The following is an 18,092-nucleotide window of genomic DNA, read 5'->3' as shown; positions in this document are numbered from 1 at the left end:
TTACCCGCTCCCCTGCGCCGTCCCGGCCGTCGTGCCGTCCCGGGAGCGACGTCGCGACGGACGTTGCGTTCGTCACACCCGAAGTTGCCGACCCTTCTCGTCGGAGGGGGCTGCGGCAGCCGCGTTCCTCTTCCGCCTGAGCCAGATCGACACGGGCATGGCGATCAGCCATGTGACGACAATCACCGATCCGGTGGGGATCAGTGCGACGCGAGCGTCCCGTCCGGTCACGCGAACGAGATCGGGATCACTCCGGGCGTATTCGACGGCGATCCGCTGCCCGGTGGTCAGCCCTGTCGGATACAGAACACCCAGCTCGGGATTGTGTGTCACGCCGTCGGGAGTGACGAAACTCACCGCGGACCGGAGGGATCCGGCCGAGAGCACCTCGGCGACGGCCGTACCCGTGTCGGAGCGGATGGTGAGGTCGTTGCGGAGGGCGCCGAGGAACAGGACGACCGCGAGGGCGGAGATCGCCGCCGCGACGATGAGAACCGCGCGCCGCGCACGCTCGGGTCCGCTCACAGCTGCGCCCGCACCGCCGCGTGCAGTTCGCGCAACCCGGCCCGGTCTGTGGTGACCTCGACCACACGGATGCCTGCGGGCGGCACCGTGTCGTCCGCGAGCGCCAGCGCGAGGCCCTGCAGATCCACCCGCTCGTGCGGGACGCGGTAGGCCGCGCACAGTGCCGCCAGGTCCATGCCGTGCGGCGTGCCGAAGACACGCTCGAAGACACCTGCGTACTGCGGGTCGCCCTGTTCGAGCAGTTCGAAGATTCCGCCGCCGTCGTCGTTCGCGACGACGATGGTGAGGTTCTGCGGACGCGGCTCCGACGGTCCGATGAGCAGGCCCGACGCGTCGTGCAGGAAGGTCAGGTCGCCGAGCAGCGCGACGGTCCGTCCCTGCTCGTAGGCGAGTGCGGCACCGACGGCGGTGGAGACCGTGCCGTCGATCCCGGCGACACCGCGGTTGGACAGCACCTTCACGTCCGGCTTCGGGTAGCTCACGAGCGCCGCGTCGCGCACCGGGTTCGACGCCCCGAGCAGCAGCTGGTCGCCGGGCTTCAGTGAATCCGTCACCACCGCGGCGACGTGCAGTCCGGTGGCCTTCGGATGCCCGTCGAGCTGGGCGCGCACGGCCTTGTCGGTGTGCGCCGACAGCTGGCGGCATCGTTCGAGCCACGCCTCGTCGGGTGCTCCCGACACCACGGCGCGGGTGCCGGTCGCGATGACGTTGCCCGAGACGTCGGGCCAGCGCGGGCCGGTGGTCAGCGCGTAGACGGTGACGGCGGGGTCGGCGAGCAGGTTCGACACCGGCCGATGCAGCGTGGGCCGGCCGGTGATGATCGCCTGGCGCGGCTTCAGGTGCGGCAGCGCCATCGGATGCACCGGGATGCCGTGCAGCGGTGCGGTGGGTTCGGCGACGGTCGGCAGCCCGGAGAGCTCGGGGCGGTGGGCGGAACCGTGACCGGAGACGACGATCGTGTCGGGGGTCAGGTCGATCTCGAGCGGGACGTCGAGGGTGGCGTTCACTGTGGTGGTCCAGGCCTTGCCGTCGGGACGCCCCTCGGGCACCGGTCCCTTCGCGTCGAGCTCGGGCACGAGCGGTTCGCGCAGCGGGATGTCGAAGTGGACCGGGCCGGCGTTGCCGGAGCGGGTTCCGCGGGCGGCGGCGAGCACTCGGGAGACCGCCGAACGCCACTGGCTGTTCTGTTCGGTGCCTTCGGCGAGTCCGAGGCTGATGGTCGCGCGTACCTGGGTGCCGAACATTCCGAGCTGTTCGACGGTCTGGTTCGCGCCGGATCCGAGCAGTTCGTAGGGGCGATTGGCGCTGAGCACGACCAACGGGACGCGGGCGTAGTTCGCCTCGAGCACGGCCGGCGCGAGGTTGGCCACGGCGGTCCCGGAGGTCATGACGACCGGGACGGGGCGACCCGAGGCGAGGGCCAGGCCGATCGCGAGGAATCCGGCGGTGCGCTCGTCGATACGCATGTGCAGGCGCAGACGTCCTGCGTTGTCGGCGGCCTGGAGCGCGAAGGCGAGCGGCGCGTTGCGCGAGCCCGGGCACAGCACGACGTCCCGAACACCGCCCCGGGCGAGTTCGTCGACGACAGCGGTGGCCTGGGCAGTGGACGGATTCACGGAGTCCAGGGTAATTGCGCCGGAAGTGTGGCCGGGTCCAGGTGCGGTCAGAATGGAGGCCGTGCGCACAGTCTTCGATCCTGCCGAGTCGAGTCCCGGCCGCTTCTACCGCCTTCTCACCGCGACAATCGTGCCGAGACCGATCGCGTGGGTGTCGACCGAGGCCGAGGACGGTGTGTTCAATCTCGCTCCGTACAGCTTCTTCACAGTGGCGAGTACGGCCCCGCCGGTCGTGCAATTCACGTCCGTGGGCCGCAAGGACAGCCTGCGGAACATCGAGCTGACGGGCGAGTTCGTGATCAACATCGCGACCGTGCCGTTGATGGAGAAGGTCAACGCCTCGTCGGCGGCGTTCCCGCACGACATCGACGAGTTCACGGAGGTGGGTCTGCACGCCGAGCCGAGCGAGCGGGTGCGGCCCCCGCGGGTCGCGGAGGCACCCGCCTCGATCGAGTGCCGGCTGCATCGAGTGATCGAGATCGGCGACTCGTTCGTCGTGATGGGCGACGTCCTCGCGGTGACGGTCGACCCCGAGGTGCTGGCGGAGGACGGTGCCCCGGATTTCGCGGCGCTCGGCGCGGTGAGCCGGTTGGGGCGGACGGAATGGGGCCTGACGCCCGCGGTGCGGAGACTGGAGCGGCCCGGCACTCCCGGGTGAGAACACAGGTTAGGCTCCGCTGAACGATCGTCGGGATGCTGCACGTCGTCAGTGGTGGCATCCGAGCAACCTCGGAGGGCCGCATGGCGAAGAGCACCGGAACCGCACGGCGCAATCCCTATCTCAAGCCCGGGTCGCGGCGGATGGTGCGCGCGCAGGTACTCGCCGCCGAACGCATCAGCCCGACCTTCGTGCGCATCACCGTGAGCGGTGACGATGTCGACTCCATCGCACCGATGGGCTTCGACCATTGGTTCCGCATGTTCTTCCCCACTCCGGGGCAGCAGGAACTCACCCTCCCCGGGGCGACGGACGATCGTTGGTGGCCCGAATACCAGGAGCTACCCGAGGAGCGGCGGCCCGTGCTGCGGAACTACACGTTCCGCCGCGTGCGACCTGCGGGAACCGGGCTGTTCGGCCCGACCTCCGAGATCGAGATCGATTTCGCGTCGCACGGCGATCTGGGCCCGGCCTCGGCATGGGCGGAGCGGGCACAGCCCGGCGACGAGATCGGCATCCTCGACGAGGGCATCAGCAACCTCCCTCTCGACGAGGCGCGGTCGTGGCTGCTCGTCGGTGACGAGAGCGCCGTGCCCGCCGTGGCCGGCATCCTCGACTCGATCCTCGCCCTCGATCCGCTCGCGTCCGTCGAGGTCTTCGTCGAGGTTCCGCACCCCGACGACCTCACCGCCCAGAACCTGCCGACGGGAAAGAACGTGCGGGTTCATCCGGTGATCAGGACCGATGCCGAGGCGGTACCGGGCAGTCTCGTCGCCGACGCCGTGCGGGAGGCGACCCCGTCGTCGGATTCCGCCCACGCGTTCGTCGCGGGCGAGTCATCGCTCGCGACCGGTGTGCGCCGTCATCTCGTGCGCGAGTGCGGCTGGGACCGCTCGGCGGTGACCTTCATCGGATATTGGAAGTACGGCGAGCCCGTCTACTGACGGTCCGAATCTTCCCCGGAACGACGAACGTCGCGGTACCGACCGGCGAACCGGTTCGGGACCGCGACGTCCGGATGTCGCTGGTGTCGGCTCAGCCGGCGTGCTTCTGGATGAGATCACCCAGGCGCGGCAGGGCCTCGACGACGTGCTTCTTGGCCGAGGGGCGCAGCGAGTCGTAGACCTTCTTGACACCGGACTTCGACGTGCCGGCGATGCGCTCGTCGGTCACCCCGAGAAGAGCGTCGGCGACGACCTCGCCGCGGGCGACCAGGAAGTCCGCGAACGAACCGTTGCCTGCGTACTCCACCCAGAACGGCTGGAGCTTCTCGACGAATTCGGGCAGCAGACCTTCGACGGCACCCGGCACGATGCCCGGGCCGACCTTCTTCACTGCTGCGTAGCCACCCTTGAGGGCGAGACCGGACGCACCCTTCTTGTCCGACACCTCAGCATCGATCAGGGCTTCGACGTCTGCCTTGACCGCCGGGAACTTGTCGGCGCCGAGGAGGGCATCGCCCAGAGCTGCAACCACTTTCACTGCCTCCGTAGATGTGACACTTGTGACCGTTGGGACGCGGGGAACGATATACGACGATTCCGTGCCGTCACAGTCCGCGTCCGGCGAGGTCGTCACAGTCCGCGTCCGGCGAGCACCGTACGGCACCGACGCACCCGTTCGCACCACCACTCGACTCGATCGGGATCGGCCCGCAGCGCATCGAGCCGCTCGGGTTCGGGCTCGACCGCGACGACGTCGAGCGCTCCGTCGGACATGTGCAGAGCCGGCGCGACGTCGGCTTCGAAGAAGCCACCCGTGCCCAGCCCGCAGGCGTACGGGAGGTCGGGCAGGGCAGCGGCCGCCGCGAGACCGGTGGCGATTCCCACCGCCGAGTCGAGAGCGCTCGAGACGACCACCTCGACGCCGTGTCCGGCGAGTTCGTCGGCGAGCGCGACGAGGCGTCGGACCCCGCCGAGCGGCGCGACCTTCACGATGGCGACATCCGCTCCCCCGGCCCGCACGACCCGCAGGGGATCCTCGGCGCGGCGGATGCTCTCGTCCGCCGCGATGCGCACCCCGGGCAGTCGCCGGCGCACCTCGACGAGTTCGGGGACGGTCGCGCACGGCTGCTCGGCGTATTCGAGCGGACCGTCGGCGGTGAGTGCCGTGAGCGCACGGACAGCCTCGTCCACGCTCCAGCCGCCGTTCGCGTCGATCCGGACGTTGGGCACGTGCTCGCGCACGGCCCGGACACGAGCGACATCCTGCGCGAGATCCTGGCCCGGCTCGGCGACCTTCACCTTCGCGGTGCGCGCGCCGGGGAACCGGGCGAGCACCTCGGGGACGCGCTCCGGGCCGATGGCGGGCACGGTCGCGTTGACAGCGATCCGGGAGCGGCGCGGAGCCGGATGGCCCTGCCAGGCGGATTCGATCGCCGACTGCAACCAGTGCGCCGCCTCGTCGTCACCGTATTCGGGGAACGGCCCGAACTCGCCCCACCCGGCGGGTCCGCGCAGCAGCAGCACCTCGCGTTCGGTGATGCCGCGGAACCGGACGCGCATGGGCATCGAGACGACGACCGCCCCGTCGAGCAGCTCGTCCGCGGACGGGAGGGGTAGGGAGGTCACGGCTGGCCCGGCAGCAACTGGACCATCAGCGCCTCGCAGTCGGCGAGGAGGTTGCCGTCGACATCGCGCAGTTCGGCCTTGCAGAAGGCCTTGCGACCGTCCACGCGGTCGACCCAGCCGTCGACGACGAGTTCGGTCTCGATCGGGGTGATCCTGCGGTAGTTGACGTGGAGATAGGCGGTGCGGGCGATCGGCCGGCCGTTGGCGTGGATGACCATGCCGAACAGGTCGTCGAACAGCAGCGGCAACGTGCCGCCGTGCGCGGCCCCGTTGCCTCCGAGGTGGTAGCGGCGGAAGACGCCGCGTTCACGGACACCGTCCGGTCCGTACTTCTCGATCGTCCACGGCAGCAGCAGCGCACTGCCGCGTCCGGGCAGGTCCACGTTGAAGCCGGCGGGCGAGCGGCCCTCGGGCACGGCGTGCTCGGCGAGCAGATCGACCAGGGCCTCGGTCTGCTCGATCGCGCGGTCGACGACCTCGTCCGGTGGGTTCGTGGAGACCATCAGATCCTGCAGACGCCGGAAGGTCTCGACGAAGCGTCCGTAGTTCGGCCCCGCCTTCACCGGTTCGTAGACCGGGAATCCACCGTGGTGTTCGTAGTCGTCGCGGGGATCGGTCTGCTCGCTCATGGTTGTGCACGTTATCGGGCGGCGGCGCACGTCGTCGCGATGCCCGGCCCTTTATGGTGACGAGGTGACCTTCGATCCAGAATTGTGGCGCCCGGTACCCGGGTTCGAGAACCTCACCGACATCACCTATCACCGACACGTCACGCAGGGCACGGTCCGCGTCGCGTTCGACCGTCCCGAGGTGCGCAACGCCTTCCGTCCGCACACCGTCGACGAGCTCTACCGCGTGCTCGACCACGCGCGGACCACCTCCGACGTCGGCGTCGTGCTGCTCACGGGCAACGGCCCGAGCCCGAAGGACGGCGGATGGGCGTTCTGCTCCGGCGGCGACCAGCGGATCCGGGGCCGCAGCGGCTACCAGTACGCGAGCGGCGAGACGGCCGACACCGTCGACAAGGCCCGCGCCGGCCGACTGCACATCCTCGAGGTCCAGCGGCTGATCCGGTTCATGCCGAAGGTCGTCATCGCTCTGGTCAACGGCTGGGCCGCCGGTGGCGGGCACAGCCTGCACGTCACGTGCGACCTGACGCTCGCCTCCCGCGAGCACGCCCGCTTCAAGCAGACCGACGCCGACGTGGGCAGCTTCGACGGTGGCTACGGCAGCGCCTACCTCGCCAAGATGGTCGGCCAGAAGTTCGCGCGGGAGATCTTCTTCCTCGGCGACACCTACACGGCCGAGGAGATGCACCACATGGGTGCGGTCAACAAGGTCGTCGACCACGACGAGCTCGAGAACGTCGCGCTGGAGTGGGCGCAGAAGATCAACGGCAAGTCGCCGCAGGCGCAGCGCATGCTCAAGTACGCCTTCAATCTGCAGGACGACGGACTCGTCGGCCAGCAGTTGTTCGCGGGCGAGGCCACGCGCCTGGCCTACATGACCGACGAAGCGATCGAGGGTCGCGACGCCTTCCTGGAGAAGCGCGATCCCGACTGGTCGCCGTACCCCCACTACTACTGATCCTGACGCGACGAACCGGGCTTCGCCCCTGCTACAGCAGGTGCAAGGCCCGGTTCGCCGCGTAAGGAGGGGTCGTCGGACGGAAGGTCAGACGCAGTCGCGGCAGAAGGCCTGCTCGCCGTCGCCCGTCGCGCGACGGCTGTGGTGCTGGACGAGGAAGCAGCCCATGCAGGTGAACTCGTCCGACTGCTTCGGCAGGACCTGGACCGAGAGCTCCTCCGCCGACAGTGCCGAGAGGTCGGCGCCGGGCAGGTCGAGGGTCTCGAGGATCTCGCCCTCGTCGGTGTCGGCGGCCGCGGTGGGCTTGATGTCCAGCTCGTCCAGGGCAGTGCCACCGCCGCCCAGGATGTCGGTGGTGCGGGGAGCGTCGTAGTCGGTCGCCATGGCAGTTCTCCTCACTCGTTGTCGGCGGTGCCGCGCAGTCGCGGGTTACGGCTGCGTCGGACCCGCTGTGGCAGGCCGGCGCTGTCATGGGCACCGTTGCCGTCAGTAATGTCCCACCCGAAGCTTCGTCAAACACATATGTCCAGTTACGTTCGAACTGTGTGCTCTCGGGCACACTGTGGGACATGACCGATCGCCAGAGTCCGCGAACCGCCCACACCCGCCCGGAAGGCGTCTCCGACGCCACCGTGAAAGCGACCGGCAAACTGTCCGAGGCCCTCGAGACCGTCGAGCAGGCGCGGGGCCATCTCTATGCCTTCCACCAGCTGATGGGCCGCGCCGATCTGCTCACCGGCGACGCCGAGGAGTTGTTCCGCGAGGCCGGGCACGACGAGATCGCCGAGCGTCTCGGCACCGAGATCATCGGACGCAACATCGCCGAGGGCCGCTGGACCTTCCAGCTCGTCGAGGAGTTCGACGACGGCTACTGGTCGGACTTCCGCACCTTCGAGAAGGAGGTGCGTGACGAACTCGTGCAGGGCCGGCGCCATCTGTTCGAAGCTGAGATGAAGGAATCGCGGCGCACACACGGCCGCCGCCATCACGAGGCCCGCCCGGCCGAGGAGCAGTGACGGTGGAGATCCTCAGCAGCCGCACCATCCTCCGGCCGCGCGATCAGGAGGCCGCTCTCGAGTTCTACGGCTCGACGCTGGGACTGGCGATCGCCCGCGAGTATCCCGGCGGAACCGTCTTCTTCGCGGGGCAGTCGCTCATCGAGATCGCCGCCCACGGCCGGTCCGACGACAGCGACGAGGTGTTCCACGGCGCCCTGTGGCTCCAGGTGCGCGACGTCTACGACGCCGAGGCCGAGCTGGCACTGAAGGGTGTACGCATCGTCCGGGGTGCGAAGCAGGAGCCGTGGGGACTGCACGAGCTGTGGATCGCCGATCCCGACGGGATTCCGATCGTCCTGGTGCAGATCCCCGAGGACCATCCGTTGCGCCGCGACCTCCGCTGACGAACGGAGGTACCCGGGCACGGCCGGAGGCAGTCGCGCGGCGCCGGTGATCTTGCACACAAGCCGCGCGGTCTGCTCTGCACTCCGCTCATGGTCGGAGTCCGAAAGAACCGGTCGGGCGTGACGGCGAGACGCAGAATTCACACCCCCGTCGCTGTACATTCACGTGCCCGCTACCCCACAATCGACAGACGTGACCGCAGAGTTCGTCGTGCTCCTGGTGGTGGTCGTCACTGCCCTCGCATTCGATTTCACCAACGGCTTCCACGACACCGGCAATGCCATGGCGACATCCATCGCCACCGGCGCCCTCAAACCCAAAACCGCGGTCACTTTGTCCGCGACCCTCAACCTCGTCGGCGCCTTCCTGTCCGTGGAAGTCGCCGCGACCGTCGCGAAGGGTGTCGTCGACCTCGACACCGTCGGCGGTACCGATCTGTTGCTCATCGTCTTCGCCGGTCTGGTCGGAGCGATCCTCTGGAACATCTCGACCTGGCTGTTCGGCCTGCCGTCCAGCTCGTCGCACGCCCTGTTCGGCGGTCTCGTCGGCGCTGCACTGGCGTCGATCGGTGTCCAGGGCGTGGTGTGGGACGGAGTGCTGGGCAAGGTCCTGATCCCCGCCGTGCTCGCGCCCGTCATCGCGGCGCTGGTGTCCACGGTGGGCATCTGGTCGATGCACCGCCTGACCCGCTCCGTCTCCAACGAACACCGCGACCGCGGCTTCCGGCTGGGACAGATCGGCACGGCGTCCCTGATGTCCCTCGCGCACGGCACCAACGACGCGCAGAAGACGATGGGTGTGATCTTCCTGGCCCTCGTCGCCCACGGCACCATCACCGCCGACACGGAGATGCCGTTCTGGGTGAAGGTCGCCTGCGCCGTCGCGATCGCCCTCGGCACCTATCTCGGTGGCTGGCGCATCATCCGCACGCTGGGCAAGGGTCTCGTCGAGATCGCCCCGCCGCAGGGCCTGGCCGCCGAGTCGTCGTCGGCCGCCATCATCCTCACCTCGAGCCATTTCGGTCTGCCGCTGTCGACCACGCACGTCGCCACGGGCTCGATCCTCGGTACGGGTCTGGGCACCAAGGGCGCGGAGGTGCGCTGGTCGGTGGCGCGACGGATGGTCGTCGCGTGGGTCATCACCCTGCCGTGCGCCGCGGTCGTCGGAGCGATCTGCTGGGGGCTCGCCCAGCTCATCGGCGGCATGCCCGGCGTGCTCGTCGTGTTCGCGATCCTGTGCGCCCTGGCCGTGTTCATGTGGCTGCGCTCGCGCCGGCAGCCCGTCGACGCCTCCAACGTCACCGCCGACTGGGACGACAAGCTCGCCCCGGCGCCGGGTGCCTCCGAAACGGTCACCGGGGAAGGACGCTCGTGAACCTGCTGACGCACACCCTCGACTCCCTGTGGCAGGTCGTTCTCGTGGGCCTGCTGCTCGGCGCCGGCCTGCCCTCCCTGTTCGCGCTGGGGGTCCGCGCGCTCGACACCGGTCGTGGCAGCGACGGCACACCGAATCCGGCGGCCCGGACCGCCGCGGTGCTGTGCTTCGCCGTGGTGGCCTGCGCGATCCTGGCGGGCATCCTCCTGCTGGCGTCCGATTTCCTCGCCGGAACATTCGGCATCGACATCTTCTGATCGGAGTGACGGGTGGCCCTCCCGCCGTTTCTCGCTTCCATCGTCGAGTGGCTCCGCGCCGGTTACCCCGAAGGGGTGCCGGAACAGGACTACGTACCCCTGTTCGCACTGCTCGCGCGGCGCCTGTCCGACGAGGAGGTCGCCCAGGTCGCCGACACCTTGGTCGAGGACGGTGACCTCTCGATCAACCGCATCGACATCGCGGTCCTGATCAGCAAGATCACCAACAACATGCCGTCGCCCGACGACGTGGACCGGGTCCGCCGCCAACTCGAAGCGGGCGGATGGGACACGACACAATACGATCTGTGACCACACTCGAGCTCCTGCCCGTCCCGGCCGGGTCCGCCGTCCGATCCGTGCTGCCCGCCCTGCAGCACATGCTCGACGGTGACGGACCGGCGTTGCTCCCCGTCCCTGCCGGGGACGAGCGGGAGACGCTCCGCCTCACCGATGCGCTGAGCCCCGGTGAACCCGTCGCGGACGGGGTGGGACTGGTGGTCGCGACCTCCGGCACGACCGGGACCCCGAAGGGCGCCCTGCTCTCCGCGCAGGCGCTGCGTGCGAGCGGCGACGCCACCCACGCCCGGCTGGGTGGGACGGGCTCGTGGCTCCTGGTCCTGCCCGCCCATCACATCGCCGGCATGCAGGTGCTGCTGCGCGGCCTGCTCTCCGGAACCGAACCCGTCGTCGTCGACGTGTCCGCCGGTTTCGATCCCGCGGATCTGCCGGCGGCGGTGGACGCCATGCCGGGTCCTCGCCGGTACAGCTCGATGGTTCCCACCCAGCTGATCAAGGCCCTCGATCATCCCGACGCCACCGCGGCGCTCGCCCGCCTCGACGCGATCCTGCTCGGTGGGGCCGCGACTCCCGTGCCGGTCCTCGAACGCGCCCGCGCGGCTGGCATCACGGTCGTCCGCACCTACGGCATGAGCGAGACCTGCGGCGGCTGCGTCTACGACGGCGTGCCGCTCGACGGGGTGCACGTGCGCGTCGACGGCGACTCGCGGGTGTGGCTCGGCGGCGCCACGCTCGCCTCGGGCTACCGGAACCTGCCCGATCATCCCGCCTTCGCCGAACCCGGCTGGTTCCGCACCGACGATGCAGGCACGCTCGACGACGGGGTCCTGCGCATCCTGGGACGGCTCGACGAGGCCATCTCCACCGGCGGGCTCACCGTGGTCCCCCAGGTGGTCGAGGCCGTGCTCGTCGAGCACCCGGCCGTCCGGGAGGTCGCGGTGGTGGGTCTGCCCGACCCCCGGCTCGGGCAGCGCGTCGCGGCCGTCGTCGTTCCCATCCCCGGCACGACGCCGACGCTCGCCGAGCTCCGGGACCACGTCGAGGCCACGCTCGATCCCACTGCTGCGCCGCGTGAGCTGCAGGTCGTCGACGCACTGCCGCTGCGTGGGCCGGGCAAGGTGGATCGCCGAGCCCTCGTCTCGCGCTTCTCCTGACGGGGTGCGCACGACGCGGCAGGTGGGCCCGGGTGCGAAGATCGATCCATGGCAACGGCTGGTCAATGGCTCGAAGGCGCTCGTCCGCGCACCCTCCCCAATGCGATAGCACCCGTCCTGGCAGGCACGGGCGCTGCGGCGTGGCTCGGTGAGGCCGTGTGGTGGAAGGCGCTGCTGGCACTGGTCGTCGCGCTCGGACTGATCATCGGCGTGAACTTCGCCAACGACTACTCCGACGGCATCCGCGGCACCGACGACGAGCGGGTCGGGCCGATGCGGCTGGTGGGCTCGGGCGCGGCGAGCCCGGGTGCTGTCAAGCGCGCGGCGTTCGTGTGCTTCGGCATCGCGGCCGTCGCGGGACTCGCTCTCGCCGTCACGACCGCCTGGTGGCTCGTGCTCGTCGGCGCGGTCTGCATCGCCGGGGCTTGGTACTACACCGGCGGGAAGAACCCGTACGGCTACAGCGGCTTCGGGGAGATCGGCGTCTTCGTCTTCTTCGGGCTCGTCGCGGTGCTCGGCACGCAGTTCGTGCAGGCCGGTCGCGTCGACTGGGTGGGTCTGGCGTGCGCGGTCGCCGTCGGCTCGATCTCGACGGCCGTGCTGGTGACGAACAACCTCCGCGACATCGCGACCGATGCGGAGACCGGTAAGCGGACCCTGGCGGTCAAGCTGGGTGATCCGAGGACCCGCACGCTCCACCTGGTGCTGATCGTGGTGCCCTTCGTGATGTCGCTGGTGCTGGTCGCGGCGACGCCGTGGGCGCTCGCAGGCTTCCTCGCCGCGCCGTTCGCGGTCCGCGCGCACAAGCCGGTGCGGGCCGGCGCCCTCGGTCTCGCGCTGATCCCGGCGTTGAGCGATTCGGGTGTCGCGATGCTCGTGTGGGCGGTGGCCACCGCGCCCGCGCTGGCCTTCGGCTGACCAGGACGCGGGCACGGCGGAATCTGCCGCGGACGGGCGGGATCAGTCGCGGTCCGGGACGACCAGTCCGAGGACGAAGTTGACGATCGCGATGATCACGCCGCCCCACAGTGCCGCCCAGAAGCCGTCGATCGTGAGGCCGTACTCGGTGAAGCCGCTCAGCCACGCGGTGAGCATGAGCATCAGCGCGTTGACGACGAGTAGGAACAGCCCGAGGGTGAGGATCACCAGCGGCAGCGACAGCAGCTTCACCAGCGGCTTCACGAGTGCGTTGACGACGGTGAAGATGGCGGCCAGGACGACGAGCGTGATGACCGCGCGGGTCGTGTCGGAGGTGCCCGCGGGATCGGTGAAGTCGATCCCGTCGACCAGCTCGACCGCGAGCCACAGACCGACCGCGTTGATGATCAACCGCAGTATCAGAGAAATCATGGTGCCACTGTGGCACACGAAACCCGGTCTCGTAACGGGCAAATCGGACACATCCGAGGACGCCCCTCCCCCTCAGGGGCCTCTCAGCGACGGACGGTAGCGTCGGCCGGCGTGCGTTCACGTCTTCTCCCCCTGCTTCTCGCTGTGACCGGACTGCTCCTCGTGGGCACGGGTTCGGTCTTCGCCTGGCTCGACCGCCCCGAGACGCCGGTCGCGACCGTCGTGGAAGAGCCGAGTCCCTCGGCGGACGGCGTCGACGAGGCGCGGAGCAACCTGCAGCGGGCCGGACTGCCGCTGTCGGTGCTCGACGGCGGGGTCGGGCAGCTGACGGAGGGCAGCACCCAGCTCGACGACGGTGCCCGTCAACTCTCCGACGGCCTCCGGCAGGCTCGCGACGGTGGCGAGCAGCTCGCCGACGGCCTCGGGCAGCTCGACGGCGGTGTCGACATGCTCGGCGACGGCGCCCGCCAGGTGAGCGGTGGCGTCGACGAGGTGGTCGACCGGCTCTCCGGTTTCGGGGAGATGCAGGGCGACGTCACGGCGCGCCTCACGGCCGTCGCCGACACGCTCGGTGCGTCCGCGGACCCGGTCTCGCAGGGTGCGGCCGGCCAGTTGCGCGGACTCGTCGAGACCCTCGACACGCAGGGCCTCGGGCCGGACACCCTCGACCAGCTCGGGCAGTTGCGCGACGGCGCACGGCAGCTCGCCTACGAACTCACCGATCCGAACGCGCAGTTCGTCGCGGGCATGGCGCAGGCCGCCGACGGCTCGCGTCAGCTCCGCGACGGCCTCGTCCTCCTCGACGACGGGGGCCGGGCCCTGACGGACGGCACCGGACAGCTCGTCGACGGCGTCGGGCCGGTGGCCGATGTCGTCGGTGGGATCGCCGACAACGTCCGGTCGGCCACCGAAGCGCTGCCGCGCACCGCGCCGGACGCTCCGGACACGCAGGCCGCGGAAGCCGTGGCCGCGTCGGATCGTCAGTGGTGGCCGTTCGCGACGATCGCGGTCGGCACGCTGCTGCTCGTCGCGGCGACTGTCGTCCCGCTCGTCGCCGGGCGTCCGCTCGCCGTCGCTCCCGCACAGCCCACCCGGTAACCGCCCGAAGGATCAGGCGGCGGCGTCGAGGTGGCCGTTCAGTCGCTGACGGAGCTGCGCGCGCGGCACGTGCGCTTCCACGAGGGCGACGGTCGCCGGATCGTCGCTGCGCAGCAGTCCGAGCAGGATGTGCTCGGGACGGATGACACGTTCGCGGCGTGCGATCGCCTCTCGCAGCGCGAGTTCGAGCGACTTCTTCGCCGCCCGGTCGAACGGGATGTGACCGAGTCGGTTCGCGCCGCCCCGCCGATCGGCGCTCTTCCCGTCGAGCACCCCCTTGCCGAAGGCGGCTTCGAGACGGCTCCGGACCTCGTCGAGATCGATGCCGATCGCTTCGAGTGCCGCGGCGTCCTCCTCACCGAGTGGGGCGTCGGTGGTCCGGGCGGCCCGGTCGGAGCGGAGCCCGTCGACCGTGAGACCTTCTTCCGCGAGCAGGACCCGCAGCGGTTCCTCCGCGGCGACGGCGACACCGATGAGCAGGTGTGGCGCCTCGATCCGGGGATCGTGCACCCGGATCGCTTCCTGTTGTGCTGCGACGACGACGGATCTGGCACTGTCGGCGAATCGTTCGAACATGTCGATCACCTGCGCTTCCGGTTGTGCTTCTGATGGACCGCCTGCCGGCTGACGCCGAGTTCGTCGGCGATGGCCTGCCAGGACCAACCTCGATCCCGGGCATTCGCGACCTGGACCTCCTCGAGCCGTTCCAGCAGCCGGCGCAGGGCACGCACGGCGCGCAGGCCCACTGCGGGATCGGAGCTCGCGGCGGCAGCGGCGAGGGTGGTGGCTTCACTCATGGTGTCAATATAGGTTGACAACTCCAGCGCGTCAACGAAGATTGACAAGAAGCGGGATCCGCGCAGGTGGACGATCTACCGAGGCCACCGACCGGTGGTCGCGAACTTCTCCAGCATCGCGAGCGGTGCGGCGAGATCCATTCCCTCGGCAACGACCCATTCGTCGGAGAAATAGGTGTCGGCGTAGCGCTCGCCGCCGTCGCACAGCAGCGTCACGACGCTGCCCTCACGGCCCTCCGCGAGCATCTCGGCGATCAGACCGAAGGCTCCCCAGAGGTTCGTGCCGGTCGAGCCGCCCACCCGGCGTCCGAGCGCGGCACTCGCGTGCCGCATGGCGGCGATGGACGCCGCGTCGGGCACCCGCACCATCCGGTCGACGACCTCGGGCACGAAGGACGGTTCGACGCGCGGACGCCCGATCCCCTCGATGCGCGAGGGCATGCCGGTGGTGTAGTCGGCCGAACCCGTCTCGAACCCACCGAAGAACGCCGAGTTCTCGGGGTCGACGACCGCCAGCCGCGTCCGGTGACGGCGATAGCGGATGTAGCGGCCGAGAGTCGCGCTCGTGCCGCCGGTCCCAGCGCCGACGACGATCCACTCCGGCACGGGATGACGCTCGAGACGCATCTGCGAGTAGATGCTCTCGGCGATGTTGTTGTTGCCTCGCCAGTCGGTGACCCGCTCGGCGTTCGTGAACTGGTCCATGAAGCAGCCGCCGAGCTCGTCGGCGAGCCGCTGCGCCTCGGTGTAGATCTCCGGCGGGCGGTCGATGTAGTGGCACCGGCCGCCCTGGGCCTCGATGAGCGCGACCTTCGCCGGTGAGGTGCGGCGCGGTACGACGGCCACGAAGTCGAGGCCGAGGAGTCGCGCGAAGTACGCCTCGCTGACCGCGGTGGACCCGGACGACGCCTCGATGATCGGGGTCCCTTCACGGATCCAGCCGTTGCACAGGGCGTAGAGGAACAGCGAGCGCGCGAGGCGGTGCTTGAGGCTGCCGGTGATGTGCGTCGACTCGTCCTTGAGGTACAGGTCGATGCGCCAGTCCGCCGGGAGCGGGTAGCGGAGCAGGTGGGTGTCGGCGCTGCGCTGAGCGTCGGCCTCGATGAGCCGGACCGCGTTGTCGACCCAGTCCCGGGGTGCGCTGCGGTCGACGACCGCGCCGGTCGCCGTCACCGCCCGTTCTCGCCGCGCATGCGCTTCTCGAGGTCGGCGCGTTCTGTACGCCGGCGCTCGTCGACCGCGGCGATGCTCTCGTTGACGCGACGCCGCAGCGAGGCGAAGAGCACGAGCGAGACGGGCAGGGCGATGAGCACGGCGAACAGGGCCGCGACGAGGAGGGGGATTTCCACCCCGAATGCCCGCGGAACGTAGAGAATGAGCAGTGTGAGCACGACGACGAGGGCGAGCCGTGCCACGGAGTACAACGCGACGTCCCGGATCAGGGACCCGGTCCCCGCTCGACGGCCTGCGGCCGTGGCGCCCTCGCCGTGAGGGTGTGGAGTGCGCTGGGAGGGGGTATCCGAGGGTTCGTTCCGGCGTTCGTCGTTCACCACTCCAGGTTAACCGGCCGTCCGGACGACGAGTTCCGCGACGATTTCCGGAAGTCGGACATCCGTCCGTTTTGTCTATTACTTCCGCTTTACCAACCGTAGACCGTTCGAGCAACCAGGGGTATCGGTGCCACCATGGGCTTGGACATCCCGATCGAACAACTCGATCGCGTCGAACAACACGATCACGACAACCGGGAGGACATTCGCAATGAGCGCACCCACTTTCAACGGCGCGAAGGAATCCCTGCTGACCCCGGGCCAGGTGGCAGCACTGTTCCATGTGGATCCCAAGACCGTCACCCGGTGGGCCCACGCCGGCCGATTGGGCTCGCTGCGGACCCCCGGTGGCCATCGCCGCTTCCGTGAGTCCGAGGTCCTGGCGCTGCTCCGCTCCCTGACGACCGAAGCGACGCGCTGATCCGAGACAGCAGAATCCGCACCTCCGGCGTGCACCTGCCGGACCCCGGCCGACCACCCGCGGAACCCACGTGCCGGACCGGGTTCCGCCCACCTAGAATGTGGACGAACCGGTCTGCGGTCGCCGCGGCCCGGAGGTGCACGGCGAGGGCACGTCCTCGTCCGGCACCGCCACGGTCAGGAGGTGCAACGTGCTCTATCTGTTGGCACTCATCGGTGCGGTGACACTCGCAGTCCTGCTGTGGAAGGCGTACGGTCCCACATCTCGTCCGCCGACCCGCGTGATGGGTCCGGACGACGATCCCGACTTCCTGTGGAAGGTCGATCGCGAGGTGCACCGCCGCCGCAGTGGCGACGGCACCGGCGAGTCCGATCAGGAACGGGGCGACTGACCGTTCACCGTGTGCGGTGAGCCTGTCACCGCGCGGCGAACCCGTCGGCGATATCCGCGGCGAGTCTGAGCAGGGCGCGCCGCGTACCCGACTGCAACCGGTCCAGATCGATCTCCGCCCCCTCTTCGAGGTGGGGGTCGAAGGGTAGGACGTGGACCGCGCGGCACCGCTGTTCGAAGTGCCGCACCACGAGGTCGAGATCGACCTTGCCCGACCTCGGCCGCACCGCGTTGACGACGGCCACCGACCGCTCGACGAGTTCGCGATAGCCGTGCGCGTCGAGCCAGTCGAGGGTGGCCGACGCGCTGCGGGCGCCGTCCACCGAACCGGAACTGATGACGACCAGTGTGTCGGCGTTCTCGAGGATCGCGCTCATAGCCGAGTGCATGAGCCCGGTCCCGCAATCCGTGAGCACGATGCTGTAGAACCGCTCGAGCAGACCCAGCGTCCGCTCGTAGTCGTCGGCGCTGAAGGCCTCCGAGACCGCCGGATCGGTGTCCGAGGCGAGCACCTCGAGACGATGCGTGTTCTGCGAGGTGTAGGCGCGCACGTCCGCGTACGTCTCGAGCAGTTCCTGATCACGCAGCAGCATGCGCACCGTGGCCGGCGTCTGTTCGGCCACCTTCTGACTCAACGTCCCGCGGTCCGGATTGGCGTCGACCGCGACGATCCGATCGCCACGCAGCTCCGCGAAGGTCGAGCCGAGCGTGACCGTGGTGGTCGTCTTGCCCACCCCGCCCTTGAGACTCAGCAGGGCGATCCGATGGCAGCCGTGCAGCGGTACACGCACCCGCTCGGCCGATTCCTCCTTGCGCTGCTGCCGGGGGCTCTCCCCCACATGGACGCGACCACCGGTCGCCCGGTAGACCACCCGCCGCCAGCCCTTCCGCGGCGGCGCGGCGACCGGGCGTACCAATAGCGACGAGTCCAGCGCCGTCGCGTCCAATGCGTGTCCGCCGAGCCCCGACGAACCGTTGCCGGCCCCATCCACCGCGTTCTCCCCCCGTCGACTGTCACGGACGACGGCGCGACGATAGCAGC

At 69.7% G+C, this 18,092-nt stretch carries 25 protein-coding genes; 13 read left to right on the top strand and 12 right to left on the bottom strand.

From position 1 onward, the window contains the following. Window positions 1-72: 72 nt before the first annotated feature. Both B9C99_RS04455 and menD read right to left on the bottom strand, forming a co-directional pair. On the bottom strand, window positions 73-525 hold the full coding sequence (locus B9C99_RS04455; RefSeq protein WP_088897081.1) for a DUF3592 domain-containing protein: 453 nt from the start codon (window positions 523-525) through the stop codon (window positions 73-75). Further along, on the bottom strand, window positions 522-2,141 hold the full coding sequence (menD, locus tag B9C99_RS04450; RefSeq protein WP_026061593.1) for a 2-succinyl-5-enolpyruvyl-6-hydroxy-3-cyclohexene-1-carboxylic-acid synthase: 1,620 nt from the start codon (window positions 2,139-2,141) through the stop codon (window positions 522-524). Before menD ends, B9C99_RS04455 begins: the two co-directional genes overlap by 4 nt. 52 nt (window positions 2,142-2,193) lie before the next feature. On the opposite strand from menD, the gene B9C99_RS04445 reads away from it, so the two are divergent. Both B9C99_RS04445 and B9C99_RS04440 read left to right on the top strand, forming a co-directional pair. Next, window positions 2,194-2,799: a flavin reductase family protein gene (locus B9C99_RS04445; protein WP_088897080.1), complete on the top strand. Its 606-nt coding sequence runs from the start codon at window positions 2,194-2,196 to the stop codon at window positions 2,797-2,799. Window positions 2,800-2,882: 83 nt separating this feature from the next. After that, window positions 2,883-3,743, top strand: coding sequence for a siderophore-interacting protein (locus B9C99_RS04440; RefSeq protein WP_172414861.1), 861 nt, complete (start codon window positions 2,883-2,885; stop codon window positions 3,741-3,743). Window positions 3,744-3,834: 91 nt separating this feature from the next. Here B9C99_RS04440 and B9C99_RS04435 read toward each other — a convergent pair whose 3' ends face one another. The 3 genes from B9C99_RS04435 to B9C99_RS04425 form a co-directional block, all read right to left on the bottom strand. After that, window positions 3,835-4,275 (bottom strand): hypothetical protein, encoded by a 441-nt coding sequence (locus B9C99_RS04435; protein WP_006552306.1) that lies wholly within the window; start codon window positions 4,273-4,275, stop codon window positions 3,835-3,837. Between the two features lie 98 nt (window positions 4,276-4,373). Next, window positions 4,374-5,369, bottom strand: coding sequence for an o-succinylbenzoate synthase (locus B9C99_RS04430; protein ID WP_019291219.1), 996 nt, complete (start codon window positions 5,367-5,369; stop codon window positions 4,374-4,376). Next, the gene (locus tag B9C99_RS04425) at window positions 5,366-5,998 is read right to left on the bottom strand and encodes a PaaI family thioesterase (protein ID WP_016694320.1); all 633 of its coding nucleotides are present in this window, start codon (window positions 5,996-5,998) and stop codon (window positions 5,366-5,368) included. The genes B9C99_RS04430 and B9C99_RS04425 overlap by 4 nt, the downstream gene beginning before the upstream one ends. Window positions 5,999-6,062: 64 nt before the next feature. On the opposite strand from B9C99_RS04425, the gene B9C99_RS04420 reads away from it, so the two are divergent. Continuing rightward, window positions 6,063-6,956 (top strand): 1,4-dihydroxy-2-naphthoyl-CoA synthase, encoded by an 894-nt coding sequence (locus B9C99_RS04420; RefSeq protein WP_016694321.1) that lies wholly within the window; start codon window positions 6,063-6,065, stop codon window positions 6,954-6,956. Between the two features lie 87 nt (window positions 6,957-7,043). On the opposite strand, the gene B9C99_RS04415 is transcribed toward B9C99_RS04420, so the two are convergent. Next, the gene (locus tag B9C99_RS04415; protein ID WP_016694322.1) at window positions 7,044-7,340 is read right to left on the bottom strand and encodes a DUF4193 domain-containing protein; all 297 of its coding nucleotides are present in this window, start codon (window positions 7,338-7,340) and stop codon (window positions 7,044-7,046) included. Between the two features lie 185 nt (window positions 7,341-7,525). Here B9C99_RS04415 and B9C99_RS04410 point away from each other — a divergent pair, with 185 nt between their 5' ends. The 7 genes from B9C99_RS04410 to B9C99_RS04380 all read left to right on the top strand — a co-directional run bounded on the left by B9C99_RS04410 (window position 7,526) and on the right by B9C99_RS04380 (window position 12,362). After that, entirely contained in the window at window positions 7,526-7,972 is a 447-nt protein-coding gene (locus B9C99_RS04410; RefSeq protein WP_033096352.1) for a hypothetical protein, read from the top strand. 2 nt (window positions 7,973-7,974) lie between these two features. Further along, a complete protein-coding gene (locus B9C99_RS04405) occupies window positions 7,975-8,358 on the top strand; it encodes a VOC family protein (protein ID WP_026061596.1) in 384 nt (127 codons plus the stop codon). Between the two features lie 193 nt (window positions 8,359-8,551). Further along, window positions 8,552-9,733: an inorganic phosphate transporter gene (locus B9C99_RS04400; RefSeq protein WP_088897078.1), complete on the top strand. Its 1,182-nt coding sequence runs from the start codon at window positions 8,552-8,554 to the stop codon at window positions 9,731-9,733. Next, window positions 9,730-9,990: a hypothetical protein gene (locus B9C99_RS04395; protein WP_016694326.1), complete on the top strand. Its 261-nt coding sequence runs from the start codon at window positions 9,730-9,732 to the stop codon at window positions 9,988-9,990. Before B9C99_RS04400 ends, B9C99_RS04395 begins: the two co-directional genes overlap by 4 nt. A 12-nt stretch (window positions 9,991-10,002) precedes the next feature. Continuing rightward, window positions 10,003-10,302, top strand: a complete 300-nt coding sequence (locus B9C99_RS04390; protein ID WP_006552314.1) for a DUF3349 domain-containing protein — start codon at window positions 10,003-10,005, stop codon at window positions 10,300-10,302. Then, complete coding sequence (gene menE / locus B9C99_RS04385; protein ID WP_016694327.1) at window positions 10,299-11,444, top strand: o-succinylbenzoate--CoA ligase; 1,146 nt, start codon at window positions 10,299-10,301, stop codon at window positions 11,442-11,444. The genes B9C99_RS04390 and menE overlap by 4 nt, the downstream gene beginning before the upstream one ends. A 48-nt stretch (window positions 11,445-11,492) precedes the next feature. Then, on the top strand, window positions 11,493-12,362 hold the full coding sequence (locus B9C99_RS04380) for a 1,4-dihydroxy-2-naphthoate polyprenyltransferase (RefSeq protein WP_026061597.1): 870 nt from the start codon (window positions 11,493-11,495) through the stop codon (window positions 12,360-12,362). Window positions 12,363-12,404: 42 nt separating this feature from the next. On the opposite strand, the gene B9C99_RS04375 is transcribed toward B9C99_RS04380, so the two are convergent. After that, entirely contained in the window at window positions 12,405-12,794 is a 390-nt protein-coding gene (locus tag B9C99_RS04375) for a phage holin family protein (protein ID WP_016694329.1), read from the bottom strand. A 111-nt stretch (window positions 12,795-12,905) separates the two neighbouring features. On the opposite strand from B9C99_RS04375, the gene B9C99_RS04370 reads away from it, so the two are divergent. Continuing rightward, window positions 12,906-13,892 (top strand): membrane protein, encoded by a 987-nt coding sequence (locus B9C99_RS04370; protein WP_026061599.1) that lies wholly within the window; start codon window positions 12,906-12,908, stop codon window positions 13,890-13,892. 12 nt (window positions 13,893-13,904) lie between these two features. Here B9C99_RS04370 and B9C99_RS04365 read toward each other — a convergent pair whose 3' ends face one another. The 4 genes from B9C99_RS04365 to B9C99_RS04350 all read right to left on the bottom strand — a co-directional run bounded on the left by B9C99_RS04365 (window position 13,905) and on the right by B9C99_RS04350 (window position 16,242). Continuing rightward, window positions 13,905-14,468, bottom strand: a complete 564-nt coding sequence (locus tag B9C99_RS04365; RefSeq protein ID WP_172414860.1) for a Clp protease N-terminal domain-containing protein — start codon at window positions 14,466-14,468, stop codon at window positions 13,905-13,907. Window positions 14,469-14,473: 5 nt separating this feature from the next. Then, a complete protein-coding gene (locus B9C99_RS04360; RefSeq protein ID WP_088897076.1) occupies window positions 14,474-14,689 on the bottom strand; it encodes a helix-turn-helix domain-containing protein in 216 nt (71 codons plus the stop codon). 75 nt (window positions 14,690-14,764) lie between these two features. Then, a complete protein-coding gene (locus B9C99_RS04355) occupies window positions 14,765-15,862 on the bottom strand; it encodes a PLP-dependent cysteine synthase family protein (protein ID WP_088897075.1) in 1,098 nt (365 codons plus the stop codon). Beyond that, the gene (locus tag B9C99_RS04350; RefSeq protein ID WP_016694334.1) at window positions 15,859-16,242 is read right to left on the bottom strand and encodes a DUF4229 domain-containing protein; all 384 of its coding nucleotides are present in this window, start codon (window positions 16,240-16,242) and stop codon (window positions 15,859-15,861) included. Before B9C99_RS04350 ends, B9C99_RS04355 begins: the two co-directional genes overlap by 4 nt. Window positions 16,243-16,450: 208 nt before the next feature. Between B9C99_RS04350 and B9C99_RS04345 the strand changes: the two genes are divergently transcribed. Both B9C99_RS04345 and B9C99_RS04340 read left to right on the top strand, forming a co-directional pair. After that, window positions 16,451-16,660, top strand: a complete 210-nt coding sequence (locus B9C99_RS04345) for a BldC family transcriptional regulator (protein WP_006552323.1) — start codon at window positions 16,451-16,453, stop codon at window positions 16,658-16,660. Between the two features lie 190 nt (window positions 16,661-16,850). After that, window positions 16,851-17,051 (top strand): hypothetical protein, encoded by a 201-nt coding sequence (locus B9C99_RS04340; protein ID WP_026061601.1) that lies wholly within the window; start codon window positions 16,851-16,853, stop codon window positions 17,049-17,051. A 25-nt stretch (window positions 17,052-17,076) separates the two neighbouring features. Here the strand turns inward: B9C99_RS04340 and B9C99_RS04335 are convergent, their stop codons facing one another. Continuing rightward, window positions 17,077-18,042, bottom strand: a complete 966-nt coding sequence (locus B9C99_RS04335; RefSeq protein ID WP_088897074.1) for a MinD/ParA family protein — start codon at window positions 18,040-18,042, stop codon at window positions 17,077-17,079. Window positions 18,043-18,092 lie beyond the last annotated feature (50 nt).

Source organism: Rhodococcus sp. BUPNP1 (assembly GCF_002215235.1).
Taxonomy (GTDB): Bacteria; Actinomycetota; Actinomycetes; order Mycobacteriales; family Mycobacteriaceae; genus Rhodococcus.
Note: the sequence above shows the minus strand (reverse complement) of the source record. Positions and strands in the feature narration are given on the sequence as shown.